The sequence below is a fragment of the Fangia hongkongensis FSC776 = DSM 21703 genome (assembly GCF_000379445.1).
Lineage (GTDB): Bacteria > Pseudomonadota > Gammaproteobacteria > Francisellales > Francisellaceae > Fangia > Fangia hongkongensis.
The window spans coordinates 1-25,806 of sequence record NZ_KB902256.1 but is presented as its reverse complement, the minus strand read 5'-3'; the positions used below and the strand labels follow the sequence as shown (position 1 = coordinate 25,806).

General features: G+C 36.7%; 24 protein-coding genes. 19 read left to right on the top strand and 5 right to left on the bottom strand.

The window, feature by feature from the left end; translation table 11 throughout:
- Window positions 1–646: hypothetical protein (locus tag A37Q_RS16365; protein ID WP_026196590.1), on the top strand; the 646-nt coding region annotated here is incomplete at its 5' end.
- A gap of 92 nt (window positions 647–738) precedes the next feature.
- Window positions 739–1,611 carry a hypothetical protein gene (locus A37Q_RS0107880; RefSeq protein ID WP_018299738.1) on the top strand — a complete coding sequence of 291 codons (873 nt, stop codon included), beginning with the start codon at window positions 739–741 and terminating at the stop codon, window positions 1,609–1,611.
- Here A37Q_RS0107880 and A37Q_RS0107875 read toward each other — a convergent pair.
- From A37Q_RS0107875 to A37Q_RS0107860, 4 genes are all read right to left on the bottom strand, one after another.
- Window positions 1,608–2,057 carry a hypothetical protein gene (locus tag A37Q_RS0107875; protein ID WP_018299737.1) on the bottom strand — a complete coding sequence of 150 codons (450 nt, stop codon included), beginning with the start codon at window positions 2,055–2,057 and terminating at the stop codon, window positions 1,608–1,610. The two genes, A37Q_RS0107880 and A37Q_RS0107875, sit on opposite strands and share 4 nt — an antisense overlap.
- A gap of 16 nt (window positions 2,058–2,073) precedes the next feature.
- Window positions 2,074–3,468, bottom strand: a complete 1,395-nt coding sequence (locus tag A37Q_RS0107870; protein ID WP_018299736.1) for a hypothetical protein — start codon at window positions 3,466–3,468, stop codon at window positions 2,074–2,076.
- Between the two features lie 134 nt (window positions 3,469–3,602).
- Complete coding sequence (locus A37Q_RS0107865; protein WP_018299735.1) at window positions 3,603–4,409, bottom strand: helix-turn-helix transcriptional regulator; 807 nt, start codon at window positions 4,407–4,409, stop codon at window positions 3,603–3,605.
- Window positions 4,410–4,517: 108 nt separating this feature from the next.
- On the bottom strand, window positions 4,518–5,420 hold the full coding sequence (locus A37Q_RS0107860) for a PAS domain-containing protein (protein ID WP_018299734.1): 903 nt from the start codon (window positions 5,418–5,420) through the stop codon (window positions 4,518–4,520).
- A gap of 569 nt (window positions 5,421–5,989) precedes the next feature.
- Between A37Q_RS0107860 and tssB the strand changes: the two genes are divergently transcribed.
- The 17 genes from tssB to A37Q_RS0107775 all read left to right on the top strand — a co-directional run bounded on the left by tssB (window position 5,990) and on the right by A37Q_RS0107775 (window position 25,536).
- On the top strand, window positions 5,990–6,499 hold the full coding sequence (gene tssB / locus A37Q_RS14955; RefSeq protein WP_018299733.1) for a type VI secretion system contractile sheath small subunit: 510 nt from the start codon (window positions 5,990–5,992) through the stop codon (window positions 6,497–6,499).
- A 96-nt stretch (window positions 6,500–6,595) separates the two neighbouring features.
- Window positions 6,596–8,089 carry a type VI secretion system contractile sheath large subunit gene (tssC, locus tag A37Q_RS0107850; protein WP_018299732.1) on the top strand — a complete coding sequence of 498 codons (1,494 nt, stop codon included), beginning with the start codon at window positions 6,596–6,598 and terminating at the stop codon, window positions 8,087–8,089.
- 49 nt (window positions 8,090–8,138) lie between these two features.
- Window positions 8,139–8,756, top strand: coding sequence for a hypothetical protein (locus A37Q_RS0107845; RefSeq protein ID WP_018299731.1), 618 nt, complete (start codon window positions 8,139–8,141; stop codon window positions 8,754–8,756).
- Window positions 8,757–8,767: 11 nt separating this feature from the next.
- Window positions 8,768–9,973 carry a type VI secretion system baseplate subunit TssK gene (gene tssK, locus A37Q_RS0107840; RefSeq protein ID WP_018299730.1) on the top strand — a complete coding sequence of 402 codons (1,206 nt, stop codon included), beginning with the start codon at window positions 8,768–8,770 and terminating at the stop codon, window positions 9,971–9,973.
- 16 nt (window positions 9,974–9,989) lie between these two features.
- Window positions 9,990–11,024 (top strand): type VI secretion system protein IglI family protein, encoded by a 1,035-nt coding sequence (locus tag A37Q_RS0107835; RefSeq protein ID WP_018299729.1) that lies wholly within the window; start codon window positions 9,990–9,992, stop codon window positions 11,022–11,024.
- A 14-nt stretch (window positions 11,025–11,038) separates the two neighbouring features.
- On the top strand, window positions 11,039–12,958 hold the full coding sequence (locus tag A37Q_RS0107830) for a hypothetical protein (RefSeq protein ID WP_018299728.1): 1,920 nt from the start codon (window positions 11,039–11,041) through the stop codon (window positions 12,956–12,958).
- Window positions 12,955–16,074 (top strand): hypothetical protein, encoded by a 3,120-nt coding sequence (locus tag A37Q_RS0107825; RefSeq protein WP_018299727.1) that lies wholly within the window; start codon window positions 12,955–12,957, stop codon window positions 16,072–16,074. Before A37Q_RS0107830 ends, A37Q_RS0107825 begins: the two co-directional genes overlap by 4 nt.
- Window positions 16,074–17,444: a type VI secretion system baseplate subunit TssF/IglH gene (gene iglH / locus A37Q_RS0107820; RefSeq protein ID WP_018299726.1), complete on the top strand. Its 1,371-nt coding sequence runs from the start codon at window positions 16,074–16,076 to the stop codon at window positions 17,442–17,444. The genes A37Q_RS0107825 and iglH overlap by 1 nt, the downstream gene beginning before the upstream one ends.
- Complete coding sequence (locus A37Q_RS0107815) at window positions 17,441–18,214, top strand: hypothetical protein (RefSeq protein ID WP_018299725.1); 774 nt, start codon at window positions 17,441–17,443, stop codon at window positions 18,212–18,214. The genes iglH and A37Q_RS0107815 overlap by 4 nt, the downstream gene beginning before the upstream one ends.
- A complete protein-coding gene (iglE, locus tag A37Q_RS0107810) occupies window positions 18,195–18,638 on the top strand; it encodes a type VI secretion system lipoprotein IglE (protein ID WP_018299724.1) in 444 nt (147 codons plus the stop codon). The genes A37Q_RS0107815 and iglE overlap by 20 nt, the downstream gene beginning before the upstream one ends.
- Window position 18,639: 1 nt before the next feature.
- Window positions 18,640–19,227, top strand: coding sequence for a DotU family type IV/VI secretion system protein (locus A37Q_RS0107805; protein WP_018299723.1), 588 nt, complete (start codon window positions 18,640–18,642; stop codon window positions 19,225–19,227).
- Between the two features lie 23 nt (window positions 19,228–19,250).
- The gene (locus A37Q_RS0107800; RefSeq protein WP_018299722.1) at window positions 19,251–19,640 is read left to right on the top strand and encodes a DUF4280 domain-containing protein; all 390 of its coding nucleotides are present in this window, start codon (window positions 19,251–19,253) and stop codon (window positions 19,638–19,640) included.
- Window positions 19,641–19,661: 21 nt separating this feature from the next.
- Window positions 19,662–20,072 (top strand): hypothetical protein, encoded by a 411-nt coding sequence (locus A37Q_RS0107795; protein ID WP_018299721.1) that lies wholly within the window; start codon window positions 19,662–19,664, stop codon window positions 20,070–20,072.
- Between the two features lie 76 nt (window positions 20,073–20,148).
- Entirely contained in the window at window positions 20,149–21,759 is a 1,611-nt protein-coding gene (locus A37Q_RS0107790; RefSeq protein WP_018299720.1) for a hypothetical protein, read from the top strand.
- 202 nt (window positions 21,760–21,961) lie between these two features.
- Window positions 21,962–23,503: a hypothetical protein gene (locus tag A37Q_RS0107785; protein ID WP_018299719.1), complete on the top strand. Its 1,542-nt coding sequence runs from the start codon at window positions 21,962–21,964 to the stop codon at window positions 23,501–23,503.
- 364 nt (window positions 23,504–23,867) lie between these two features.
- Window positions 23,868–25,082, top strand: a complete 1,215-nt coding sequence (locus A37Q_RS14950; RefSeq protein WP_018299718.1) for a hypothetical protein — start codon at window positions 23,868–23,870, stop codon at window positions 25,080–25,082.
- A gap of 22 nt (window positions 25,083–25,104) precedes the next feature.
- Entirely contained in the window at window positions 25,105–25,536 is a 432-nt protein-coding gene (locus A37Q_RS0107775) for an anthrax toxin-like adenylyl cyclase domain-containing protein (RefSeq protein ID WP_018299717.1), read from the top strand.
- A gap of 14 nt (window positions 25,537–25,550) precedes the next feature.
- On the opposite strand, the gene A37Q_RS0107770 is transcribed toward A37Q_RS0107775, so the two are convergent.
- Window positions 25,551–25,806, bottom strand: a 256-nt coding sequence (locus A37Q_RS0107770) for an IS3 family transposase (RefSeq protein ID WP_018299365.1), incomplete at its 5' end; no start/stop codon positions are given.

The following is a 25,806-nucleotide window of genomic DNA, read 5'->3' as shown; positions in this document are numbered from 1 at the left end:
GTTTGAATTGGGGGGGTATACATTTGCAAGAATGATGCAGTCGATGCCTGAGGTTATGGGGAAAGTGGCTGAAAATTTACGATCATTATTTGGCAATAATGAGGTTGTGACTGCAGGTGATGAAACTGAGAGTATTGAAGAGAGTTTTAGTGGCGAGAATGATGATGAATCATCTGAAGTTTCTTCTGATAAGGAGAATTATCAGGGTGCTAAGACCTTGACGGATAAAAACCTTACTGAAATTGCAGGGATAAACCCGCAGAAAAGTATAAATAATGACTTAAGACGAGGTGCTAGTCTTGAGCTGCAACAGGGGATGAATACTGTTCAATATAGTAAGGAAAATCTCATTTCATCAGGTGTAGTAAATCAATACGCAAATGTTAAATACGGCCATCAGGGAATATTTGCTGATGGCTTTGGATCAATTCAAAATCAATTATTAGGTGATGATATACACTTAGTTGATGATTATACGAAGCCTCAGTCTATTAAAGTTACTAATAATACGATTACAGGGGAGAATCAAATGCAGACATTTCAGTTCAATAGTGATGATAAGCCATACAATTATCGTGATGGAACATTACATGTAAGTCTGGATCCTTCTTCTAAACTCTATTCATATAAATTTATATATCATTAATACGGACTTTCAGATCGTATATTGAGGTTATATTGACTGCTATTTGACTTAATGATACGCTCTTTCATTCTGAAGATGAGAAGAACGTTATTATGTGTGAGTTAAATAAAGGGGTATTTAAAACAATTACTGCCTTTTGTCTATTTGTCGTAAGTCACGCTGCATTCTCAGAAGCTCATTATCAGCCACAACAAGATCTGGCAAATGATAATCAAGCAGAAAATTTGCAGCTGAAATGGTATTTGGGGCCTATTATTGAAGCAAAATATATTGATGATGAAAGCGAGGTCTTTCACTCTGAAGGATCGCGTAAAATAAAAGAAGGGCTTATTGGCGCCATTGCAGGGATTAATTTAAGCTATCATCACTGGCAGTTTGGTTGGTATGGCGTCGGGCTTTTAGGTAAGGCACGTGTGCGATTGGAAGATACGAGTATGAACTTTCTGCAAGATTTTAATGCCGATCATTATTCTTTCTATACACAGATATTATTGGGCTATCAATTTAAGCTGAATTCGCGCTTTAGTATTACCCCTGGTATTTACACGGTAATGGAGTATTTAAAGCACCGAAGCACGCAGTCTATGTCATGGTATTTCTTGGATATTGATTCATCCACCCAGAGAACAACACAGTTTCACTCAGGGATCTATCAAATTAGCACATGGAGACTCACACCCAAGCTAAGCGTGTCATTGAGAACGCAGGCAGGTTATATTTATTACAATGATACTGATGTCCACTTTGATATTGCCAATTTTAATAATATGGATGTTTCCAATGACACCTTGTCACACAAGGGTTTGTATCTATTAGGAGCGCTGCCTATAAGCTATCAGTTTGACTATGGACGCGTTAGCTTTGTTCCATGGATCAGTTATGAGTATATCGATAAACGAGTCAGCAATATTAATACCAACGCTACAACCATTGGCGTATCACTTTTGTATTTAATTGGGAATTAATGTACTTTTTCAATAGTGAGTGTCTGTGCATTTGGCTTGTCAATTTGATAAAGCTTAGATTGCGGGTAGGCACGGTAATAGGCATCTTGCGGGTTTTGAATGCTGCCGATGCTGGCATCAAATTGAGCAATTTCCTTTTGATTTTGAGTAAGTGCAAATCTGACATGGGAGGTATCCTCTCCACCTTCCTGTCCACAGCTATCAGCATAATCAAACTGTAAAATAATGCTTTGCCCACTTGAAAGGGCCGTTGTTTGAGATGCATCTTTACTATCAGTTGCATAAGAGATATGAGTTGCGCAATTACTGGTTAGAGTCTTGATATTCAATGTGTTTGCTGTGTTATTGGTAAGGTAAAATGTGCCACTGCCATATTCACCTGCAATGCCCAAAAGTGGTGTGACTAGAGTGGCAAGTAGTAATAGTTTTTTATAGTTTTGTCTCATCGTTGTTACTCCTATGTTAGTAAAGTGCCATGGGCTTATTTAAACCATAAATATGAATAGCGCCTTCCCCACCGCCATAGTAATGAGTGAAATTACTGATATAGGGTAGGTTAATCACAGTAGTGTCTATCTTTGATTGAAGTGTCTGTGTGCTAATAAACTCTGCATTATCAATCCCAGGGATATCACCTTTAGCCGTTTGTGAAACTTCGGCAAGTTGACTGTGCGCACCGTAGGCATATTTCCCATTGGGGTAGTCAGGGGAACTAAAAGGTAGTGCAACTTCATTACCATTATAGTTCAGATACAAGCTGTCAACACCGGTTGTATTTGTCAGCGCATACTCGCCATCGACATTAAATACAAAACCATTTTTATCTGCAACAACCCCATTTGCATGAATCTGCATGCCAGCAGAGGGAATCAGTTGAATGTGGATATTGGCAGAGTTTCCCCCTTCACGTAACTGAAGGGCATGTTGATTGAGCTTGAAATTTGTCCGAAGGCGATTATTACCATGATCAAGACAAGTTTCAACAGCAAGATTGCTAATGCCTTTATCTTGTGTATCAGATGCTTTAAATTGTATGCTAAAGATTGAATAAGGATCATTAGGGCTTTGTTTTAAATCGCCATGTAACAGGTTGATCTCAGGGTAGTTGGAAATTTGCTCACTGATTACATGGTAGTTATCATTAGTTGTCTCCACAGGTAAATCCTCATTTGAGATATAGCGTTTTTGTACACTCAGGGCAAATGGTGAAGTGTTGATGTTATCAATCACAATGGCTCTATTTTGGATCGGCAAGTTCGTTGAAAGATGATAACGCTCGATAAAGTTCTGAAGTGCTGTGGCGCTTTTTGTTGCATTTTCATAAGCGCCTGAGAGCATGTTCAATATATATTGCCCGTAAGTAGATTCGGCTTTAGCATTTTGCGCATTGTATTGATTAAAAATATCTCCAAGCGTGTCTGTTGTTTTAAGTGTCACCATCGTGCCACATACAAAAATCCAATTATGATAGTCTTTTAGATGATATTTAAGATAGTCTTCAAGAAAGTTAATGGGATCTACTTGGATATCTGGATTCCATAGGTATGGTCCGTATATCCCATGAAAATAAAATTCAGGGGCGACAAATACGTTAATGACATCGTTATTTTCATGTTGCTGTATTCGCTGATTTGCCGTTTCAATGGCATGGATGAGAATATCCGCACGCGCTTGCATATCTTGATATAAATTGCTATCTCCAGTGAAATAGCCGGCAACTGAGCCTTTGCCATTGACATTACCAATGGGAATGAGTCCAGAGACTGTTGTTGGGACAGCATAGCCAATAAAGCGCACCTTGTTATATTGTGTGATAGCTAGATGACTGGCAAAGCTGATGTTCCAGTAAAGAGACAAGATGATGAAGAGCCTAACAGGTAGGATTAGATGATTGAACAGATGTTTAAAAAAACGATGCAGCATGAATTTCTCGATAAGATGAAGCTGTTATAGATTATATTGAGTTTCTTTTGTGGAAAGTAGGGTAAGAATTACGAGAGTGACTGGGTATATTTTTGCACTTGGCAAATATGATAGGAGCTTAAAAGCTGACACAATTCAAATTTACTATATACATTGAATTTATCACGGATTTCATCAATATTTTTCTCAACCGTTCTTCTGGATTTGCAAAATAAAAATGCAATGTAATCAAGTGGCATATGAAGCGCTAAGGGAAGCAAGTACTTTGCTTTTGTCTGGGTGAGTTGATGCTTGTCAATCAGTGCTTCAAATGAGTCATACTGGTAGTGCACAAGCCTTCTTTTATGATTATCAATAAATTTAGTAGGGAGTCTAAATGTAGTGTGATATTTGATCTCTAAATGATAAAAAGCAATCGCAATGTTATGCAAAGAAGCATACAAATCTGCATATTGATCTTTTGTGATGTTCTCAGAGAATACATATATAAAGGTGTCTTTAAAGTTACCAATTTGATAGTTTGTAGCAATGCAGCTTTGACCACCAATTTCACGTAAAAAACGCTCGTAGCTTGCATGCACTTCTTTTGGCATAAGTGCTTTGCGGTCAAAAATGGGGGTAAGGTAGTGAGGGTTTGTAGTGACATCATATTGCCAAAAATCGCTTTTTGCATATTTAAAGCCGCGAAGGGGCTTAGAGGTCACCATATTGAACTCATGATCGGCACTTATCCTAAAAAAAGTAAAGTTGCGAACATTCTGCGGCAGTATATTTAGAATGTTACTGGTATTTGATGCCATTTCGATGGCATTTTTAAGATAAATAGAGAAATTTTTTGCTTGTGACAGCTTATGTGTTAATTCTAGTATTGCCATACCACGCACCTGATGATCAATAAGGTTTAAAAATTTCTTAATGTGCTTTCACTTCTTTATAGTACTTTATTTACACAAAAAGATAAATGAATATTGTTAATAAGGATCTTATTGCTTATATTCAATTTGAAAAATGTTCTCAGCATTTGCCTCTGAGGCAGGGTAAAAGTCAGTAACCATATTCAAGCTTTCAAGTAGATCACGAAATACCTCAGGGATATTGAATTTCTTCGTTGATTGAAAGGTCATAAAAACCCGTTGACTCTCAGCGGATAACTGGAGGATTTCATTGTCAGCATAACGATTTGATAGCCGTGATTTGCTCTGTAGCATAAAGTAAAAAAATATAATAGTTGCTAAATAGAATAGCTCAGAGGTCACATTTTCATTTTTTACGCTATATAGATTAATAGCGCGTGTTGCAAATACTTCCTTTAGCCCTTCTTCATAGATGAGCCGTTTAAGTGTTCGCTTTGTCTTGGATTCAGTTGCTTCAAGTTTTAAGATCAAAGTATGAATCAGGTAAAAGGCCTCTTTTGTAAAGCGATCAACATTGGCAATTCTGCCGTGATGCTGCTTTAAACTTTCAATATGACGATAAAGTTTATCAATATAAAAATTTGGCTTTCTAATGGAAGTTAGTAGATTTTGTTGAAAAGAAATATCCGTACACAAACCAAATATTCCCACGGCTAAGCCATTATGAAGAAGCGGGATTTTCTGAACTTTTAGTGTATGCTTTTTGCCATTAATCGTTAAAGAGGAAAATGAAGATAATTGCGTTTTTGATAATAATACATAATTATCTTCATCTTCTGCTTTATGGCACTCTTCTTGCGATAGAAAGTCGCGTGCTTGTAGTCCAATTACATCAAACCCAAGAACTTCTTGAGCATAATCACTGGTATATACATAACGCCCATGCTGTTTAATCCACACAAAAGACGGCGGCTCTATTTTTGAATATACTGCCAGTAAATCTTGTGCTTGGATTATATCTAAAATATCCATTTTAGTGTGCTCCTGATATGAGTTATTCATCCAATGGGTTATTTGTGGGTCTATTTGATCATGGTGCATGGCTTAGGGCTTTAAGTGTTTGGTTTTTGACTCTGAAGGGCTATGCTTTGATGCATTCATTTCATCACAGGCTTTGTTAATGGGAGCAGCATAGCAACTGTATGAAGCATATATTTTGCGGTTGTAGTAGACTTTTTTAACCGTTGAGATTATGCTTTGCATTAGTAGTTGAAATAGGTTCATTCATTATCTGTATTAGCTTTATTTTATATACTAAGATTATAATTTTTTGATAGATTAAGATGTAGGGTAACAATTACGACCTTTACAGTTCCATGAGTAATATTACCTTAAATTCTACTCTCGCTATAGCTTCACCTCTCCTTGCAGGTTATTTCACAAACAATTACAGTTTTTTACATATGCTTTACACTCATATTTTTCTACTATACATCTGATTGGTTTAATGGATGATAGAAAATAAGCTCATGGGGAAGAGAATTAAGAACGCTCAAGATCTCTTTTAGGTGAAATAATATAATGCTATGGGGAGTATGTATATGGCAGATAACAACATTCCAAAATCACGTGTCAATATCACGTATGATATGGAAGTCAATGGGATCAAAAAAGCAAAAGAGCTTGCATTTAAGCAGCTTGTTATTGGCGATTTTTCACAAGGAAATTCAAAAGAGAGTAGCTACACACTTTCCAACAGAAAAGTATACGACATTGAAAGCAATAACCTTGATTCTGTGATGCAGAATATTGGGGCGAGATTCACCGCAGAGGTATCTAATCAGATTACTCCTGATGGTGATCCAATTGAAGTTGATTTGCCAATAGATTCAATGAAAGCATTTAATCCAAACAAGATTGCTGAGCGTATTCCAGAGTTAAAGAAGCTGATTAAGATGAAAGAGTTGTTAAAAGAATATGAAGCGCTTTTAGATAACAATCGAAAACTAAGAAACTTTGTCAATAAAAAGCTTAATTCAGCTGAAAATCTGGGTGAAGTGCGTAAAAGCTTGCCTGAAGAAGCTACAAAGGCTTATAAGTTACTGGATTAGAGGCTGAACTGGCGTTGTTAATGCCAAAATCTGCATTTTTAACAATAGCATAACAATAATGGCAATATCAGTAGGATCATTTATGTGGGGGAAAACATGGAAAAGGTAGAACTAGCCGAACAAAACACGACAATTAGCTGTGAGGAGTTGCTGCAGGCAGCAGGGCTCAATCCAGTTGAAAATTTTGAAATCATCGAATATGAGAATCTGGATAAACTGGATAATGAAAGCTATGAAAAGCGCTTTATGACCGCATTGTCGATTATTCTTAATAATTCAACAGAGCAGGCGGGGAAAACCTCAGCACAAAGTTTGATTGATCATATCGATGCGGTAATTAACAAGCAAGTTGAAGAAGTCATCAAGCATCAAACCTTTAGAAAGCTTGAGGAAAACTGGCGATCTTTATATGAAATTGCCTCTGTAATTGATAATAACTCAACAAAACTTGCACTTTTAGATGTCTCTAAAGATGAGCTGGCTGAGGATTTCGAAGATAATAGCGTTGATATTATGGGTAGCGATCTATTTCAGAAAGTCTATGTGCATGAGTATGATCAATATGGTGGTGAGCCCTTTGGATCCATTATTGGCTTGTATGAATTTGATAAGACCCCAGATGATATCGAGTGGCTTGCGACAATGGGCAAAGTGGCTGAAGCATCCCATGCGCCGTTTATATCAGCAATTGCACCGAAGTTTTTTGGTGATAATGAATATGCTAATCTCTCTGAAATTAAAGATATCGATGGCCTTATGGCGCATCCAAAATATGGCCGCTGGAATGCCTTTAGAAAAACAAAGGCAGCAGGTTACATTGGACTTACATTACCTAATTTCATGCTAAGACCGCCTTATCATCCAGATACCTATCCGGCAGGTAAAGGGGTGTTGTCAGGCTTTCAAGAGGCCGTTGATTTATCTGCGCCACATAAACAGTGTTTGTGGGGAAATGCAGCCGTTCTTTTTGCCAAGAATTTATACCGCTCGTATCAAATTACAGGTTGGTGTCAGTCAATTTGTGGACCAACAAGTGGCGGATTGGTTGAAGGATTGCCAATTTTTAATTATAACGAGCGTGATGCCAATGCCTATGTTTTGCCAACGAATTTTTTAATTCCAGATCATAAAGAGTATTCGCTCGCAAAAGCAGGCTTTATTCCACTTGTTTATGAAAAGAAAACAGCGAATGCGTGCTTTTTTAGTGCACAATCTCTAAAGGCATCAGAAGAGTTCGAAGATCCGAAAGATTCTGAAAATAGCCAAATGGTCACAAAATTGCCTTATACATTCTCAATGTCAAAAATTGCCCATTATGTGAAATGCTACACTCGTGATGTCATTGGCTCTGAAGCAGATGAGGTGATTGTACAAGATAAGCTTTCTATGTGGATGAACCAATATATTACTACTGCGCCAAATCCAAATACTTTGACGCGTTCATACTATCCATTTAAAGCTGCTGAGGTTGAAGTAGTCAAAGCCTCTGGTATGGCTGGTTGGTATAACTGTAGTATTAATGTCTTGCCACATATTAAGTTTGAAGGAATGGATGTATCAATGCGTATCGAGACGCGACTTGGAGGCTAAATCGAAAATCTCAAAACTGTTAACAATGATAAATAAAAAGGGGTCGTAAATGAGTAGTAGTCTATTACCAACTAGTGTTGTAACTAAGGTAGCAGAGAATCAAATTGAGGGTAAGTTTGAGTCAGGTATGCAAGCTGTCAAGTCTGAGTCAAATAGTCCAAGACTTGTAGTGAAAAAAGGGCAGTTGGTTCTTTCCATTGGTGGGAAAAAAGTGGACTTAGCTGAATTAAAAGATATTTATGATGGGAATAATGTTGAAGAGAAAATTACAGCAGATGCCGTGGTGACTTCTTTTTGGGTAAGCGATGATACAGTTCGCTTTGATTTTGTTGTTTCATCAGAATCACATAAAAAGATTCAATCTGCCATTATTGCGCCTAATAGTGCCAGTATTAGCTTTAAGCTGAATGCAAATGCTTTTGAAACCAAGCAATTTGCATTTGTTAAAGAAGATGGCGTTAACAGAGAGTGGGATCAAATCACCAATAATAAAACTGAGTTTGAAGCACTAAGTGAGCATAAAAATGACTTAATGCATGGTGGAGAAAATTATAGTAATGCACACTCTTATAGCTTTACGGGAAGACTGAAAGATAAAGTTGACTGGTCAATTCCTGGAGGTGTAGACAAAGGTCAACAAAAAGTAATTACATTATCAAATCACTAGTGAGTAGATAGATGTCACAAGTACACTGGCAAATGGGACAACTTCTCTCTGCAGAGCACTTTACTTTGCAGCAGGATTTGATTTTGCAATCAAATGTGAGCTTGCTCTCAAGGCTTTTTACTATTGAAGAGGGTGTATATGATGTTGCATTGGATGAGAGTCAGTTAAACCTTGGTGTTATTGAACTTACGGCATTGACATTAATTTTGGTAAATCAAAGCTATCTGCTATTAAAATGTAATGTTACGGTGGGAAAATTCACCTTGCCAGATACTTGTGATAATAAGATTGACATCTATTTAAATATTGCAGAAGAAGATGAGATAAAAAGCATAAAAAAAGGGGCAGAAGAAATCACGGTGAAATCATACCGTGGTGAACTGGCTGATGCTTTTGATGAGGGGGCTGCCCATTCTATTAAGCTTTTTGAACTTGCATATAGTGAAAAGAGTGAAACTTGGCAGATAAACCCAGAGCAAAGACCTAAGCTAACAGCTTTGCCTTATATCTATGCCAAGCAAGATTTAGAGCGAATAGCGAGCTGTATCGATCAGCTATATGGTGCGATTAATGCATTAATTAACCAGTTTAACACGGTGATTAAGTATCAGACACTTTTGCTGGAGTTGGCTAGAGTGAAAATGTGGCTATCTCAGCAACATTTACTCAAAAAGCCTATTTGCTTTGATGTGATTTTTAATCATCTTTATACACTTATTGGTGTGGCAAGCTTATATCAATCAAAGCGTCCTTTGGAGCTTGAATCTATGCCAGTGGAGCGTGGTTACAAAATACTTTTAACAAAACTTGAGGCTATTTTAAATGGCTTTAATGTGATTGAGCGCACGATAGAGCCAATGAATTATGTAAGTGGGGTCTATCAAAGTAACATTCTAACTCAGGGATTTTTTGAAGCAGTTAAAAAGTATATTGTAATTGAAGGGGTGAATAGTGCAGTTTTAGAGTCACACATTCAAATGTCTAAGGTATTTTGCCCAACACAAACTGAAGAGGTGCTAATTAAATCTACCGCGGGGGTAAGGGTTACAAAACTTGACAATATAGAGGCAAAAACACTTTTCCCAGATGCAAGTTATGTGCTGGCAATTGATGATTCTGGAGATAAGTGGAAAGCAGTAATTGATAGCAAATTGTTGTGCATTAAATTTTTGGATAAGTTTGATAGCAATGCAAAAGTCTATTTGGTGCATGAATAAATGAAGCAGGTGAGCCATGAGAGAAGCAACATTATTACAAGGAAAAATAGTATCGGGCGAAGCTGTATATCGTGCATTTACAGAGGATTTTGAGCCGATTTATGAATTAGTTGCCAAAGAAGACTATACGCTTTTAATTGACAAAATCACGTTAGAATTTGACAAGGGTATTGTTGATATCCGCTATCTTTGCTATTTGTTTTTCGCACATTGGTTTTTAAATCAAGCGTCAGAAAACTATCGTGTGTATCTTAAAGCATTTTCTGAATCACTAGAGAGTTTGTTGGCTAAATGCGATGAAGGAGAGATCAAGCATTCTCATATTCTCTCAGCATTAAATTGGCTGCATAAGCAACTATTTCAACATATTGATTATACAAAAACAGCGATAAGTCTTTTGGCTGAAGATAAGAATGAGCTGATTGAGGCTTTGATGAGTTATAAATCTTTAGTGATGGAGCTTATGACTGAAGAGTCGCTTTCAGCTTTGGATCGGGTAATAGATCACTGGAAAAGTGTGCCGCCAAAAAAAGTATCACCAGAGAAAGATAGCTCTCAAGAGGACAAAAGCACAAAGCGAGAAACTGCTGATAAGACAAATAACAGTACGGCTCTTAGCCATAGCGCTGAAGCTTTGGGAAATCATAAATGGCAAAAACTGTTAGAGAATCTAAAACGCTATAATCAGCTCATCTCTAGTGAGAAGTGGCTTCTTGCTGCGATTATACAGATAAAGCTAGATGAGGAAATTGCCAACTTTAATCCTGTCGAGTATTTCCCACATATTTTCTATGACTATTTGCAGGCAAATGCAAGAAGCTATCATAAAATTAACGATCAGCAGGTTAATGCCAACCATCCACTTTGGAAACTAATGGAAAGAATGTATGAAGCGGATGCCGGAACATTTATTCATGAAGAGCAGGCATTTTTTACCTCTATGATGCAGCAAAGTGCACATTCAAGCTCATCAAATCAAGAAGGGTACTCAAATCAAACCAATGGTTATGATAATTATAATGATGAGTATCAGCAAAATGATTATGAGTAGCGGGAGGGGAAAGTATGCCATCATCTTCACTTCATTCTGATTTATATCGTTATCTGTCTGTTGCCATTATTCCACTTAAAAATAACTTGGATTTGGATAGAGATAAAGCACGCTACCTGCCAACAAAGCTGATTAAAAAGCTTGATGTATCTTTTCATACTTATGGATTTCAGGGAGAGATTGCTTTTTCTTTGCCATTTAATCGCTATAAAGAGACGCTATGGGATAAGCTTCAAGATGAACAAAGCTTATGGGCATTTGAGATTGAATATATTCACGCACTGCCTGATCCTCAAAGCAAACAGTATCTCTATGATGAGAAAGCTAAATGGAAGATACAAGCATATGTTGATATTAATGAAAAAGCGCACAGCGTATTTAATGAAGGTGATATTTCAAATAGGAGTTATTATCTAGATTGTCGCTTTAAATTTGCCGATGCACTTTGTGTTTTTGCAAAACAGCTATCACCGAGCATGGTATTTGTTAATTTGACTTACGTTCAGCTTTGGGAAAAATTATTCAAGGAATTTACTTTTCTTTGTAACCTTAAATTACCTGAAAGTAAGATAAAAATGAAAAAGTCATGGATTGCCGTTAATTGTGATGAGAACTATAGTTTGTATGACTATTTTATGAGAACAGCAAAAGCATATGATTTAGAGTTGATATATCAATATGTAACTTCGAGAAGGGAGGGGAAAGCATATTATAAGCTACAGGCATTTGAAGAATATCAACACCAATTAGAAGATGAGCAAAAGAAAAAAAATGCACTACTTTTCCCATCATTTATTGCTAAGATGAGTCAAAGCTACCAGCCAAAAGTGCTTGGGGATTATCAGTTTAACAATCAATACTGGAATCATGCACAAGAGGCTAAAATAACAAAAGAAAGTAAAAGTATTTATCCATTTGATGGTTTTTATCGCCAGTTTCATAGTGGATTTGCAAACAATAGTTTATTTGAGAGCTATTTTTCAAAGAAGCAAACCCAAATAACGGCAAAAAGAGAATACACCTACACCAATGCGCTCAGTTTTTTACGGGTGCCAGAGAAAATTTCTATCATGCCTTCTTCTGTATTGCAGCTTAAATTAAAGCGCGCCTCTAAAAGTTATATCCCTAAAGAGCAGGAATTTGTCGTTCGCACTTTGTCTTGGTCATACGCTAATATGGAGGTGAATGTGCGTGAGCATGATAATGACAATTTTGCCTCTAATTATGGACTAGGTAAAAAAGCATTGGCAAAGAAATTCGATGCAAAAGAAAATGATATATTTGCTATCTCAGCAGAAAGCTTAACTGTTGAGAGTCAGGTCATTAGACAGGAAAAGCTCATTGCAAGTAACTATGACTTTATAACAGCACAAGGACAGCCCATTGAGATATTTGCTTATATTTATGCTGCAAAGGATGAAAAGAGCCGTAATCATTTTTTATATGAGAAAAAGGGCGAGAATAAGCGTGCAAAAATCGATAGTGCCATTACTAACCCAGATGCAGCAAGTGGCTTAACTAGCAATACAACGAATAATCTATTTTATCATGTTAATTTGCCAGAGAAGCTGTTAGATCCAAAATCAGCGAAAAAAACGATTATTTTACCTTATCGTTTTGACAATGATCATAGCTTTATTCCACTAAAGCACATGACGCCTGTGCGTGTTCATTTAGATCAAGAGCAAGGTGAGATTTTAGAAAGTTGTTGGTTAAATGTAAATACACCTTTGAACATTGCAGGGAATCAGCACCACGAGCTTATGACTTTGGGTGGGGATCATGTCACAATGACACATGCAGCAGATGCAAATAGTGTAGATAAAGGCACATTTAGTATTCAGACAAAGACAGGGGAAATTGTAACTGATATTCAAAGTAAACCTGGCAGCTTTAGCTTGGTCTATAAGAAAGATAAGGGGAGTGAGTCATGATCTGGCTTGTGATACTCACCCTTGGGATTTCATTAATTACCCTTGTGACACTATTGTCTGTCATTTTAAAACAAAAGCTCGCAACCGGGGCAAAAGCTGGGCAAAAACTTGGGAAGTTTAAGCAGTTTTTAAGCCGATTATTCGGTGTGAATGGCTTGTCGATGGCATATCGAGGTTTTATCCGCAGCTTAAGTATATGGCAGCGAATTTCTTATCGCTGGAAGCCAAAGTATATTGCCTTTGACCTAGCAGCAAGTAGTGATGAAAGTGAAAAGGTGGTCGATATTACCATTCATTCTGGGGCAGTGTATTGCACTTTTTCCCCGGAGGCATTGTTGCAAGTAAAAACAGGGGAGTTAAACCGGTTTTTAGCAAAACTTTGCAAAGGGCGTCTTGATGGCGTTATCTGGTCTGTCGATCTTGATGTGGCTTCAATGCCAGCGGCGGATGATAGTATCGAGGGGGCTAAGCTTCTCTTAACAGCACTTTATTTGTATTTCTCTAAAAAAATTCAATATCATCTATCTCTTCGCTTTGATGAAAGTCTTTTAGATGCCAAAGGGTCTGAGTTACTTTTTGGTTCTAAAAAAACGCCACTTTTTTTCTCTCAGTGTTTGCCTGATGAGAATGCTTTGTCAGCGCTTGTCCCAGATGAAAGTTTATTAGCACTACAGGACAAGTTAGATAGCAAAGAGCTAATTACATTGTTTAGTTTTTTGGCAAAGGTAAGCGCTGCATACGATGTAATTGAAAAGAGCTGCAAGCAAATCCAAAATGAAGATCAAAGATATTATGCAGGGTTTTCATTGACGCCAAAGGGAAACAATGAGCCTTTTAAACATGCGCCATGGACAACTAAAGCACACTATAAATTTCGTATTCGTTTTAGACGCATGATATTAGGGGCAGCTTTCTTGGGCGCTTCTTTTTACATGGGATATACCTATATGCAAGTCAGTCAGCAAAATAAAAAAGCCCTAAAACTTGCAATTAATGATACAAACTATCAAAGCCAGAGTGCTATCTCGGGGATTAATAAGTACCTGATAAGTTTGCAGTATAATCAGCTGACAGATATGCAAAGGCGCGTTTTGTTATTTAGAAATCACCGCTCAGATATGAACAAACTCTGGCATGACAACTTAGTAAAACGCATCCAAGAGACAGCTGTTAATAGCTTTAACAATAATCCAATTAAGCTCCTTGCATTAATGAGTTTAGTAGAAGGGAACGGTAGCGAGAAAATAAAGCCACAAAGTAGCTTTGAGAGTTATTTCTTTTCAAATTTAACGCATCTTTCAGTGAGTGATGTGATCCTGTGGCAAAGCATTTTAGGCAAGAAAAGGGTAAAGCTCAACTTTAACTCACTGGCAAAGTCAATTTCTGAGGCTAATTTTCATATTGATAAAAAGACAATACTGAAAGAGGCTGAGAAATACCTTAGTGATTATAAGGCGGATGTGAAACCTGTTAGCAATAATAAGGCGGAGGCTTTACCTTGGTATCAAGGTGCAGCAAAGCTTGTATTTGTTAATCAAATCTATCAATCAAACCTGCAAAGTGAGCTCACTGACACTCAAGCACCCTATAGTCAGAAAATACAGAATTATGATAATCAGATTATTTTTCGATTTTCGCTTCAGTTATCTCAAAGTGAGTATAGCTTACTGCGTGAGGCTGTGGGCGTTTATGAGGTGCGGTATTTATTAGATCAGCTTACAAGTTGTGATGATGTTTATAGTTTGTTATATACGCTAAAAGCAATAAAAGAGAAGCTTACTTTATTACCGATTGGTTATGAGCAAGTAATGACTAAGCACTTGTTGATTGCACTTCAAGGTGTGAAGCTTAAAAAGCTATCAGCGTATATCAATCAAGATTACTACTACAGTCGTGATTATTATAAATTTATTGAGTCATCGCTAGATTTAAACTATGTAGAGCTTGTCAAAAGCTATCAAGCGCGATCAAAAGTGGCAATGCATATAGAAGAGATATTTAATCAAGCATTTAGTGCATATACTTTCAATTATTTGGCATATAACCAAGGGAAGTTGGAGGCTGTACTATCAGCTGATTCTAAAGATCCATATAAAGAAGGTGAGCGCTTGAAATCACTTGTAACTAGCAATGAGCTTGTTGTGACAGTCAATCATATTATCTCGAACTTGAGTGTTTTTGCCGATAAAAATAACAAAGTTGCACTGGCAATCAACGCTTTAACACTTGCCAAAGAGAATATATCAAGGTATCAGCAAATTTTACAAAAAATTGCCAAAGTGTCAGCGGTTTCGCCTTTTGACTCTGAACAGGCGAGGCAAAGTCAAAATAGTGCACTTGATGAGCTGGGATTGACATTAAATCAATTTACCCAAAAGATTCAGGCAGGTAATGAGCTTAAAGCAATTTTCTTTATCCCATTAACCGATGCCAAAGTATTGGTAAATGCGTGGGTGAAAGAGAAAATCAATGCATTTTGGCATATTAATATCTCGCCGATTTATGCCAAGTTATATCAGTATTTCCCATTTGATAAAAACTCCGATCAAGACATTTCTATTGATGAGCTGATTAATTTACTGGGTAAAAATGGTGTTTATGAACAGAAAATGGCTGATTTTAGAGATACTTTTTCACAAGAGCCTGATTACTTATCGATGTTAAATGTAATCAATGCTGCTGAGTATAAAAGACTCTCTGCGGTGAAAGATACCTTCTGGAGTCAAAATGGTGCGCCTAAAGCCGTTTCATTGCAAGTGACCACACAAGGCGCTTTGGCAATTAGTAATCAAGGCGAAAATGATAACAAGCTTGTTGCTTACACGGGACTTTTACTCATTGGTGATGAAAAGCTCTATAGCATGGGGGTGAATAAGATATCGCAAGTGTTCCATCTTAAATGGTGGCATGAGAACTTATCCTCTGTGAATTTATTAAATCAATCTTTTGAGCTTGTCGATTCGGTGCCAACAGAGGGTCACTGGAGTATTTGGAGCTTGATGAGAAAGGCGAAAAGCACAGGCAATATTTATACATGGAAACTCTCTCACAGGGGGAAAATAAGCTTTGAGATAAAGCCAATAGAGGGGCTATTTACTGATGGAGGGAAGTTGTAATGATCTATCAGTCAAATAAAGAAAATGTGTTGTTGAGTATTTTAGATAAGTGGAAAGTAAAAGCAGAAAAAAGCTTTGAGAGCTACGCACAGAAAGTGCTTTTATCTAAGCTACAACAGCATTTCTCTAAGCTTGCAATGCCGAGTGTAGAAGGTGTGTTTGTCAAAGCGCAGAATATCTCAATTAACACAGATACTGAGATAGTGGAGTATGATCAAAGGCTTAATATTAATGCAGCGCTTGGAGAGAGTGCCCTTTATAGCATGCAAAATGTCATTATTATGCCATATGATGTTGTTGCTCAAAACTTTATAAAAGGGGTACTTTCTTGTCGGTTGGCACATGCTAGCCAGAGCTTTGAGCTAAAACATAAGAGAATAGAGCTGTGGTTTTTGCCGGAGCATTGCTCAACACTACAGGCATTAGCGTTATTTCAAAGCTTCAGTGAAGAGGTTTCTATCAGTTATGAAGATCTTTATGGTGAAGTGCATCAAATGAAGGCAAAAGCTGAGTTTGGCTGTGACTATCCGCTGCATATCAACCAGCGAATTAAAAATAAGCTCTCAGACCCAAGGATTGAATTTAAGATTACTATTTTACTGAGTGCTATCGCTGATCCACGATTTAAATGGATTGATGTTAAGCTCAAAAACCACACGCATTCAGCTTCCAAAATTGATTTTCATGAAGCGCTTAAAACAAACATCATCGTTATGGGGAACCAGCGTAAGTGTCAAAGTAGTATGCTGGTTATGGATGGACATAAAGAGCGCTACAAACTCTCGCTCGAGGATGCCCCAGAAGCCTATCAGATTTATGATGTGATGGCAGTGCACGCAGCGCAACAAATTCTAGAGGCAACGAGCTATCGCACAATTTATGATGAAGATAAGGTCTCGTTGGAGTTTAACAGTGTTTTGCCAGTCATAAATCAGAAAATACAGGCAGATATATATGTGCATTTTCATGTGAATCAAGACTATTTTGATACAACTTCAAGCCTAAAATGGCATGCAAACAGTATTAGTTATTATGATCTAGCTGTGACAGATCTGATCGCTTCCAACAAAGTGCCATTACAAATGTTAAGTTTAGAGTCATTGATGCGGCTGTTAAATTTACAATTTATCGAGAAGTGGCAAGTTGAGTCATGGCGACAAATATTGGCATTTTTTGATCAGTATGTCGGAGAAAAAATTAGCACCTTATTGATTAATGTAGAGCGAAATAATGGCGGTACTACGCTTAATTTCATGGCCGAAGGCGAGATTGAGAAAAACTGGATAGGTTATTATATTTGTCAGCTTGAGCGTTTTGTGAAATACCACATGAGTCATAGTAATATTAAGCTTAAAGGAGGGTTTGTATGAGATTAATACATGATTTTCCTGCAAATTATAAATATTGCATTAAATGGCTGAAAGAGCAATATCCTGACTATCAAATTACCTATGATATGCATTTTGACTTTGAAACAGCTGAGTATGTGATTAAAGAGATAGACATTGCTGATGGTATCATCAAAGTAACTCTAAATGCGTCATTTTTTGTTGAAAACAGTAAAGAGCTCCACCTTTTGATTCATTTTATAGAAGTTAAAGGTTTATCAGAGCATTCACGAAGTTCTGCCATTTGGACAAGATGGTTTGATATTTACAATACACTTTTATACCCAGAGTTAAGTGCACTTAATCCTATTTATCGAAATGGTGATTTGCATTTTTGCCATGAGGATTATAACGATGATGTATTGGTTACAATCGCTAATGAATTGCAACGAGCCAATGCAGCTTTTACTTTATACACGAATTTGAGCTATCAACATAGAAAAGATAAGTGTCATTATTTATACCCAAAAGCATATTTGGGCAGCGTAAAGCTTGTCGATAAAACGCCTGATCAATGTTACATCACAGGTGAGGTCGTGATCTATATTGATCATGATCTAGATGATCAAGGGATAAAAAAATTAAAACACAAACTATATAGTCAATTACGCATAATCGCTAAGCGCTTGTCTTTTCAGTTTGCCAATCTTCGCTGTATTTTTGATGCCGGTCCATTACAAACCTATCTGGGGCAAAAATTAGGAAGCACTTATTTATTGGGTGGGAGAAAGTATGAAACAATATTTAAATAATTACATCAAAAAAGTACGAGTTATCGTCCTTATCGCAGTTGTGGCTTTAATGACAGGCTGCTTTAGTAGTAACAGTATTATTAACCTTGAGCTAAAACCAGATACAAATGGCGCCTCCCCTTTTTTTGTGGTAATTAAAAAAGACAGTAGGTTAAGTGATTTTTTACAAACAACACCTGTTAAATTACAAGATGAGCTAACAGATGCAAAAGAATATTACACCTTTAAGTTGATTGTGCCTGCTAATAAGACTGAAAGCATTCAATTCAAAGAGAATGAGAAAAAAAATCTCTCACTTTATTTTTTACTCAAAGATGCAACCAAAGGCTATTACCAGTGGAAAGTGTTTTTACCTTCACCTTTAGAGGATGAATACACGTTCACTTTTACCAAGCAAGGCGTCAAGCTTAAGAGGGATGCGTAAGATGTGGAAGATAAATTTCTTTTCGATTATTGAACAAGTTGATTGTGTCTCAACAAAACTGCAAAGTGAATTTGAAACCTTTAGAGCAGAGCTTATTTTTAAAATACAGTCTTTGAAATTGGCATTAAGTGATATTAATAACATTCAGGAGATTCACAATACCTCGCATTTAATCAGCTTTGCTGTTGTAGCTTACTGTGATGAGCGCTTAAGTCTCTATGCCCTTAGGAATAATCTCAATTACGATGTCATTCAATTGCCACTTTTTAATGTGATTAGTGCAGGAGAGATATTTTATGAATATTTAGATACATTGGTCTCTGAGCGCAAAAGCGACATGCTTACTTACTGGGCATATTATTTTTTACTTAAACATGGTTATCAGGGAAAATATGCCGATGGCAGTGATTTTAAACGTACGGTGTATTTAAGGCAGCTAAAAGCATTTATACATAACCCTAAACATGAGGTGAAATTGAACTTGCCGCATAAGGGGCATAAAGTTAAAGCTAAGCTGCCACTTCATATGCTTTGGAGTATTCCGCTTGCACTATCTGGTCTAACTTATTTATTTATCTCTTTTTATTAGAGGCATTACACAGGGGGAAAACTATGCCAAAACTTGTTGTTCAAGGGGCGCTATGCAAGTGCTCTTTTGGGGTGGCGCCATCAGCGCTACAGATTTTGCCTGCTACGCCAGTCAAAACAATGAAATTGCCAACTGCCACCATAATGTATAGTAAGCCAATGGTGAATATATTGCCATTTGGGATGTGTAGCAGTATGGCAAACCCACAGGTTGCCTCTGCAACTGCAGCAGCTATGGGGGTGTTAACGCCAATGCCATGTGTGCCAAATATTGTATCACCTTGGGTGCCAGGATCGCCCAAAGTGAAAATTGGCAAGATTCCTGCATTAACGGATATGTGCAAGTTAAACTGCCTGTGGGGAGGTATGATAGAAATTGTTAATCCGATTCAGCAGGTAGGTAAGTTAAAATAACGATAATCATGGGGGTGAGGCATGAGTGATAAGATCGAACATGTCATTAGTTATCAAGACAATGGTATTGAGCTGATTGCAAACAACTCAAAGCATACCATTCAAATTTTGATTGATGCAGATCAAGATAAATATGAGCTTAAGTTAAAGAATATGAGCCTGATGCTGGATAATGCGAATGACAAATTATGGATGAAGAACAATAAAGGTGAGTTCTTATTACATGGGGGGAGTTTGTCCATTAAGGCTGACGATATTAGTATCACCGCCAATAAAAGTGTTTCTATTTCAGGAAAGCAAAGTTGCAATATTTCAACAAATGGTCAGGCAAAACTCTCTGGGACAACTGGAGTTGAAGTTCAAAGTAAGAGTGTCGTTGACATTAAAGGAAGTCCAATGGTGAATATTTCATCACTGGTAAATCTTGGATAAAGCAAAGCTAAAAAATGTAAATAAGTTGGGAGTGTCAACTACACAAGATTAAAACGTAAATAACAGGAGGAGTGGAATGATTATAACAGATTTGGAAGCGTGCTCACTATTACGTAAATCAGTGGTGGAAGCAATTGAGCTATATAAGTGTCATTATGATCTAACAAATGATAAGAAAATTGATAATATATCAACCTATTCAATTAATTTCTCATCACATCAAGATAATGGATTTTATATGGCTGATAGGCTACTGGCAAAACTTAAGACATACAAAGAAGTAGCTGGTGGGAAACTTGACGAAGATATAGAGCACTTTTCAAGCTGTGAATCATTTTTAAACTTTTTAGATCGTGAGTTGGCAGGTAAAAAAGGTAAGCACTTATATTCATTGAAAACTTTAATTTTTTGGTCAACGTTTTATATTGTGGCTCTTATGGACTGTCAGCAAGGGGCTGAGCGAGAAAGTGTTAGCCTATCGGTTTCAGGGAAGGAAATTTATTATAAGCACTTGTTATATTATCATACCCAGGTTAAAAGCTTGCAGTCATCATCTTTTTTTGACAAGCGTTCAAATCATGATGCAGTGTTATCAGAGTTATCTCTTGTTAATGTATCATTTATCACGGTGTTTGGCACAGTTATGAATAGGGTTATAGGTAAAGGAAAATTAAGTTCGTTAGAGTTAACAGGGGATGAGTATATTGATTTAGATGCTTTAGGGAAACCAAGCTTTTGGGTATCAAATGTAGATGAGTCATATAATGTTGATAAATTAATAAAACAAATTAATTATATGTCCTCGCGAGGGGTAGAGCTTTTAGATAAACTACCTAATTTCTTTTCAACGTTGCAAGTATTAAAAGAGTTCGAGCCAAGCGCTTACCCAGTAGCATCAAAAGTATATCAAGGTATGAAGACTGGGATATTAAGTGCTCGCCACACTAGGGTGAAATTAAAAAATCAAGGTAAAAGTAAAAAGCAGTTTTATGATCGTATTAATAAGCTCTGTGATATTTTTATAGGTTCAGCAAGTGCGTATTTGAGCTTTCTAGAGAGTAAAGCAGTCCAATTGCCAGTGAGTATTGGCGTGGATGCATTTATGCAAATGGCATTTTCAGGCGTCACCCCAGGTGCTGGTGAGTTCTTTAATATGATAACAGCGGATACACATGGCTTTTCTGCCTCACCAAGAGCAATGGGGACATCAGTGACGGTATTTAAATTTACAGGACCAATATACTATGGAAGCTTATTTAGAGGTGATCCTCACACAAACATTGGGCGTCTAAGGGTGTTCGATATGGCCTTTTATGCTGCATCACTTAAAAAGACAGCATCCCTTTGGTATGTTTCCAGAAAGGATGAGAGTAATCAGAAGACAGTATTATTAGATTATATTGACCCAATAATTAATTTCTTTAATAAGTCAGGTGGACAGAAGAAAAGCTCTTACTCTCAATTGGTGAGTATAGGGCTCTTAGAGTTTTTAATACAGCATAGCGAAAGCACGCAATTTAATAAGTATAAAGGTGATTATCAGAAATTTAATAAAGAAGTATTACATGGAGAGGATAGAAAGAGCTTAATAACTGCAATTAAAGGTACCATTGATACTAGGTTTGATTCTATTACATTGCATGAATCTCGTTATAGAATACGTCATGGGCTTGGTGTAGATGTTTAATCAAGATGACTATATTACATTCTGTAATATTGCGTAATATGGTCATATATTGTAGCTATATTGCTATCTCTATATACAATAGAGTAAGGGGGAATTTTATAGTCAATATCGGCTTGCTATTAATAAGGCTTATATTCTGTCTGGGCTTAGATAGAGAAGGGTATAAAAGATCAAGTAAAAATACAGTTTTGGGGAAAATAGAATGAACATAACAGATGGGGAATTGTGTAAATCACTACGTAAAGCAGTAATTGATGGTTTAAAAATGTATGAACTTCACTACAATATTACAAACGATAAGAGAATCGATAATATATCAGGATCTCCAATTACTTTTTCAAAGCATGGAAAGTCGGGATTAGATGATATGCAACGATTGTATGCTAAACTGCAAGATGCAAAACTATTCTCTACGAGTGGTGCTGTCAGTGGAGTAAACTTTTCTAGTAGTCGATCTTTTCTAAGATTTCTCGATAATGAGTTAGAGGGGAAAAAAGGAAAATGTTTGTACTCTTTAAAGTCTCTGGTATTTTGGGCAGTTTACTATGAAGTAGTTATAAGACAAGTGCAATGGGGAAAAGCTAAGGGTACAAGGAGCTGTATTAAGAGTGCTGGTGTTTCTATAATTAAGTTTATAGAATTCAAAGAAGCACTTTTTTCTAGTACACAACTGCGTAGTATACAGGCACAAGGTTTTATGGATAAGGTACGTGAGCATGATGTAGAGCATACAGATATAACTTTGGAGAAGGTATCTTTTGATAAAAGCTTTGGTGAAAGTGTTGAGAATCTTGTGCAAAAAGAAGCATATGCAGAAAAATATACTGATTTTAAGGCGTTTGGTACTCTAAGTTTTTGGTTGGAACATGCTCAAGGAGGAGATGTTGTAAATACTGAAGAGGCTCAAAGGCTAATTTGTGGGTATATTGCTAGAGGTTGGGATATTTCAAATATAATATTTGAGCTGTCACGGATAGTTCCATTTTTAGAGGCCGTAGGGGTTGACTCTCAGCCAGCGCGGTCGATTTATGAGTGGGGTAGGCTAAGATTAAAAGAATCATTACCTACCAATAAGCTAAGTAGAACGTCTAAGGAATCTGAGAATAAGCAAATTTTTACTAGGTATGTAGCGTTTTTAGATAGTTTCATTCAAGGTGCGCATGCATATCTAGAGGCTTTGAAAAAATCTCCGATTAAATTTCCTTTTAATTTAAGTCTTGATATGGTTTTTAGGTTGAGTCATGCGGGAGTGACCGGTCCCCTAAGTGCTTTACCTATGGATAGTTGTTCCAGTAATTTATTGCGATTGAGTGGTAATATAGCATATGGTAACTTTTGGGATAATGATCTACATACAAACCGTGGTCGTTTAAGAGCCTTAGATATGGCCTTTTATGCTGCAACATTCAAAAATACAGCACGTATATATTCTCACATAGATACTAAGAGCCAACACTTAGATAAAAAACTATTGAGCGCTATTGATCCGATGGTTAATTTTTTTACTCACTCCTCTGGCGGATTTAACCCTAGCTCCTATGCTCAATTTGTTAGTGTAGAACTGTTAGAATTTCTATTTAAGTATGATACTTCTAACTCATATGATCGATTTAAAGAACCGGGGGCAGGAGGGTATAAAAGATTTTGTCATAATGTTTTATTGGCTGGAGATGAAAATGTTCAGAGCAAATTACTTTTACATATTAAAAAAGCAATTGACCCTTCTTATCAAGGAACGAGGTAGTGTATAAGACAAAAACTAAGGGTGGCTCAGCATAGGGCTCTTAGAGTTTTTAATACAGCATAGCGAAAGCACGCAATTTAATAAGTACAAAGGCGATTATCAGAAATTTAATAAAGAAGTATTACATGAAAGTGATAAAAAGAGCTTAATAACTGCAATTAAAGGCACTATTGATACTAGTTTTGATTCTATTACCTTGCATGGATCTCGTCATAGAATACGTCATGGGCTTGGTGTGGACATTTAAAGGTGAATTTATTTAGTTCTGTAATTTTATGAAATATAGATATTATTTGTTTATGAAATATCTTCGTTAATACAAAATGATATAGCATTTTTTAAATTTAAAAGAGGAAGGAATAAAGTGCATATAAAACTTGAGCCTAATGATAGTTGGTTAAATCCTAATACCAGAGCATCTTGCAAGTATGCTCCAGTTGTCGTAAGCAAGTCACAAGGGCCTCAATCAATCCAGGCTATGAAAAATGTGCTACAACAGAGAATACAACTGTGTCAGAAATTGTCAGGGAAATATAAAGAGGGTAGAGTTTTCCCGGGTAATTGGTTTACTTTTCAAAGACATCAGGCTAGAAGCTATGTGCAATACAACAAAGCAACCTTACCAATAGTTGTTTTGAGTGGTGGCAGTGCAGCTAAATTAAAAAATGAACTAGAAAGGAACTACAATTTGGCTTGGCACCCTGTTAACGTCCAGAGGGAACCTGTATATTTATTAGTTCACCAAAGTGAACTTGAGAAATATATAAAAATGCTTCAACCGTTACAGGTAAGGTTTACCAATTTTCATATAATCGGTTGGGATGGAGGAAAATTAACAGGGTTTGGAGCAGCAAGGAGTGCTGCTTTAGCATTTATAGATACTCTAAGTTATTTCCCTGATAGAATTGTTATGATGGATCAAGATGTGGTTCAGTCCACAAGAGTACGATACTTTTCATATGGGCGAGGGTCTATGGTTGAGAAAGAGCATAAGATTCGGAAGAAGCAGGTAATAGGTTTAGGGGTAGGTTATCCTGAAAGGTTTTCTAATACAGAGTTAAAAGAGTGTTTAAAAGAGCGGCTTTACCATGAAGATAGGCAGCCAGACCCAGATGATTATAATTCTCCTGCACAACAGGCTATATCAATTACCCAACCGTTTCGAATATGGAATAACGGGTATTTAAGTGATGGTATCTATCCTGCATATATGGTTGCGGGAGGGGAAGATATGCTGATGGGTTGGCAGCTTGGGCTAAATAATGGAAAGAGTCCTTTAATTGATGGAAAAATTGTGAAGAAAGCATTAGAGGGGGTAAGTGATAGTGATAACTATCATTGGAATGTATTAAGAGTTGAAATGTTAAAAGAGCTTTACAAGGAAGAAAAGAAGATTCAAGTATTTTATGAAAACTATGTAGGTAATATTGAGCAGCTACTTACGTTAAAGCTGGGTATTGACCCACAAAAAGAGTCAGAAATCTTTAATGCATCAGCATGTATAGTTGAACGTATTATACTTAGGCTACATAAGCTAAAGGCTTTCCCTGAACATATTGATCAAAATGTATTTGCATAAAAGACTAAAATAGGATGACATTATGTATGAGCAAGAAGCTAAAGAATCTATTTTACAATATCGGCAAACTGCTGGTTTTCCAGCTGTTCATATTGGTTGTTTCAAGACCTATTGCCGTGAGAAAAAAATTGCCCTTGTATCACGAGAGTTAAACCCACTTTGTACAGATTTAATGCTGGAAGGTTATGCAGCAAAAGGGTTTCACATTAAAGCAAAAACCTGTGACTGGGGGCCAATGGCAGGTTTTGTTCCTTTAGATTATCGCTTTACGAAACAAACACAATCAATTGACAAGCAGCAAAAAGTAATTGAAGGATATTTGAAAGAATATCAAGAAGCTAAAAGCTTATTTATTCCGCTAGAGTTATCTATTGAAAGGGTTCAATCTCTTGCCAAAATGGAAATAATAAGATTGCCTTATACCGATTTGCGCCTTATGGAGTGTCAACACTAATCCGGACAGTTTTCTTAAGCAAATTTAGATTTTCTCTCAAACTCTACAGGGGATAAATAATCATTATGTGTATGCCTCCTTTTACGGTTATAAAATACCTCAATATATTCAAAAATAGCTTTTTTAGCTTGCTCTCGTGTCTTAAAGTTTTCATGGTAAGTACATTCAGTCTTTAAGGTTCGAAAAAAGCTTTCAGCCACAGCATTGTCCCAGCAGTCTCCCTTACGACTCATGCTTTGTTTAATTTGATGTTGTTGAATGATTCTTCGG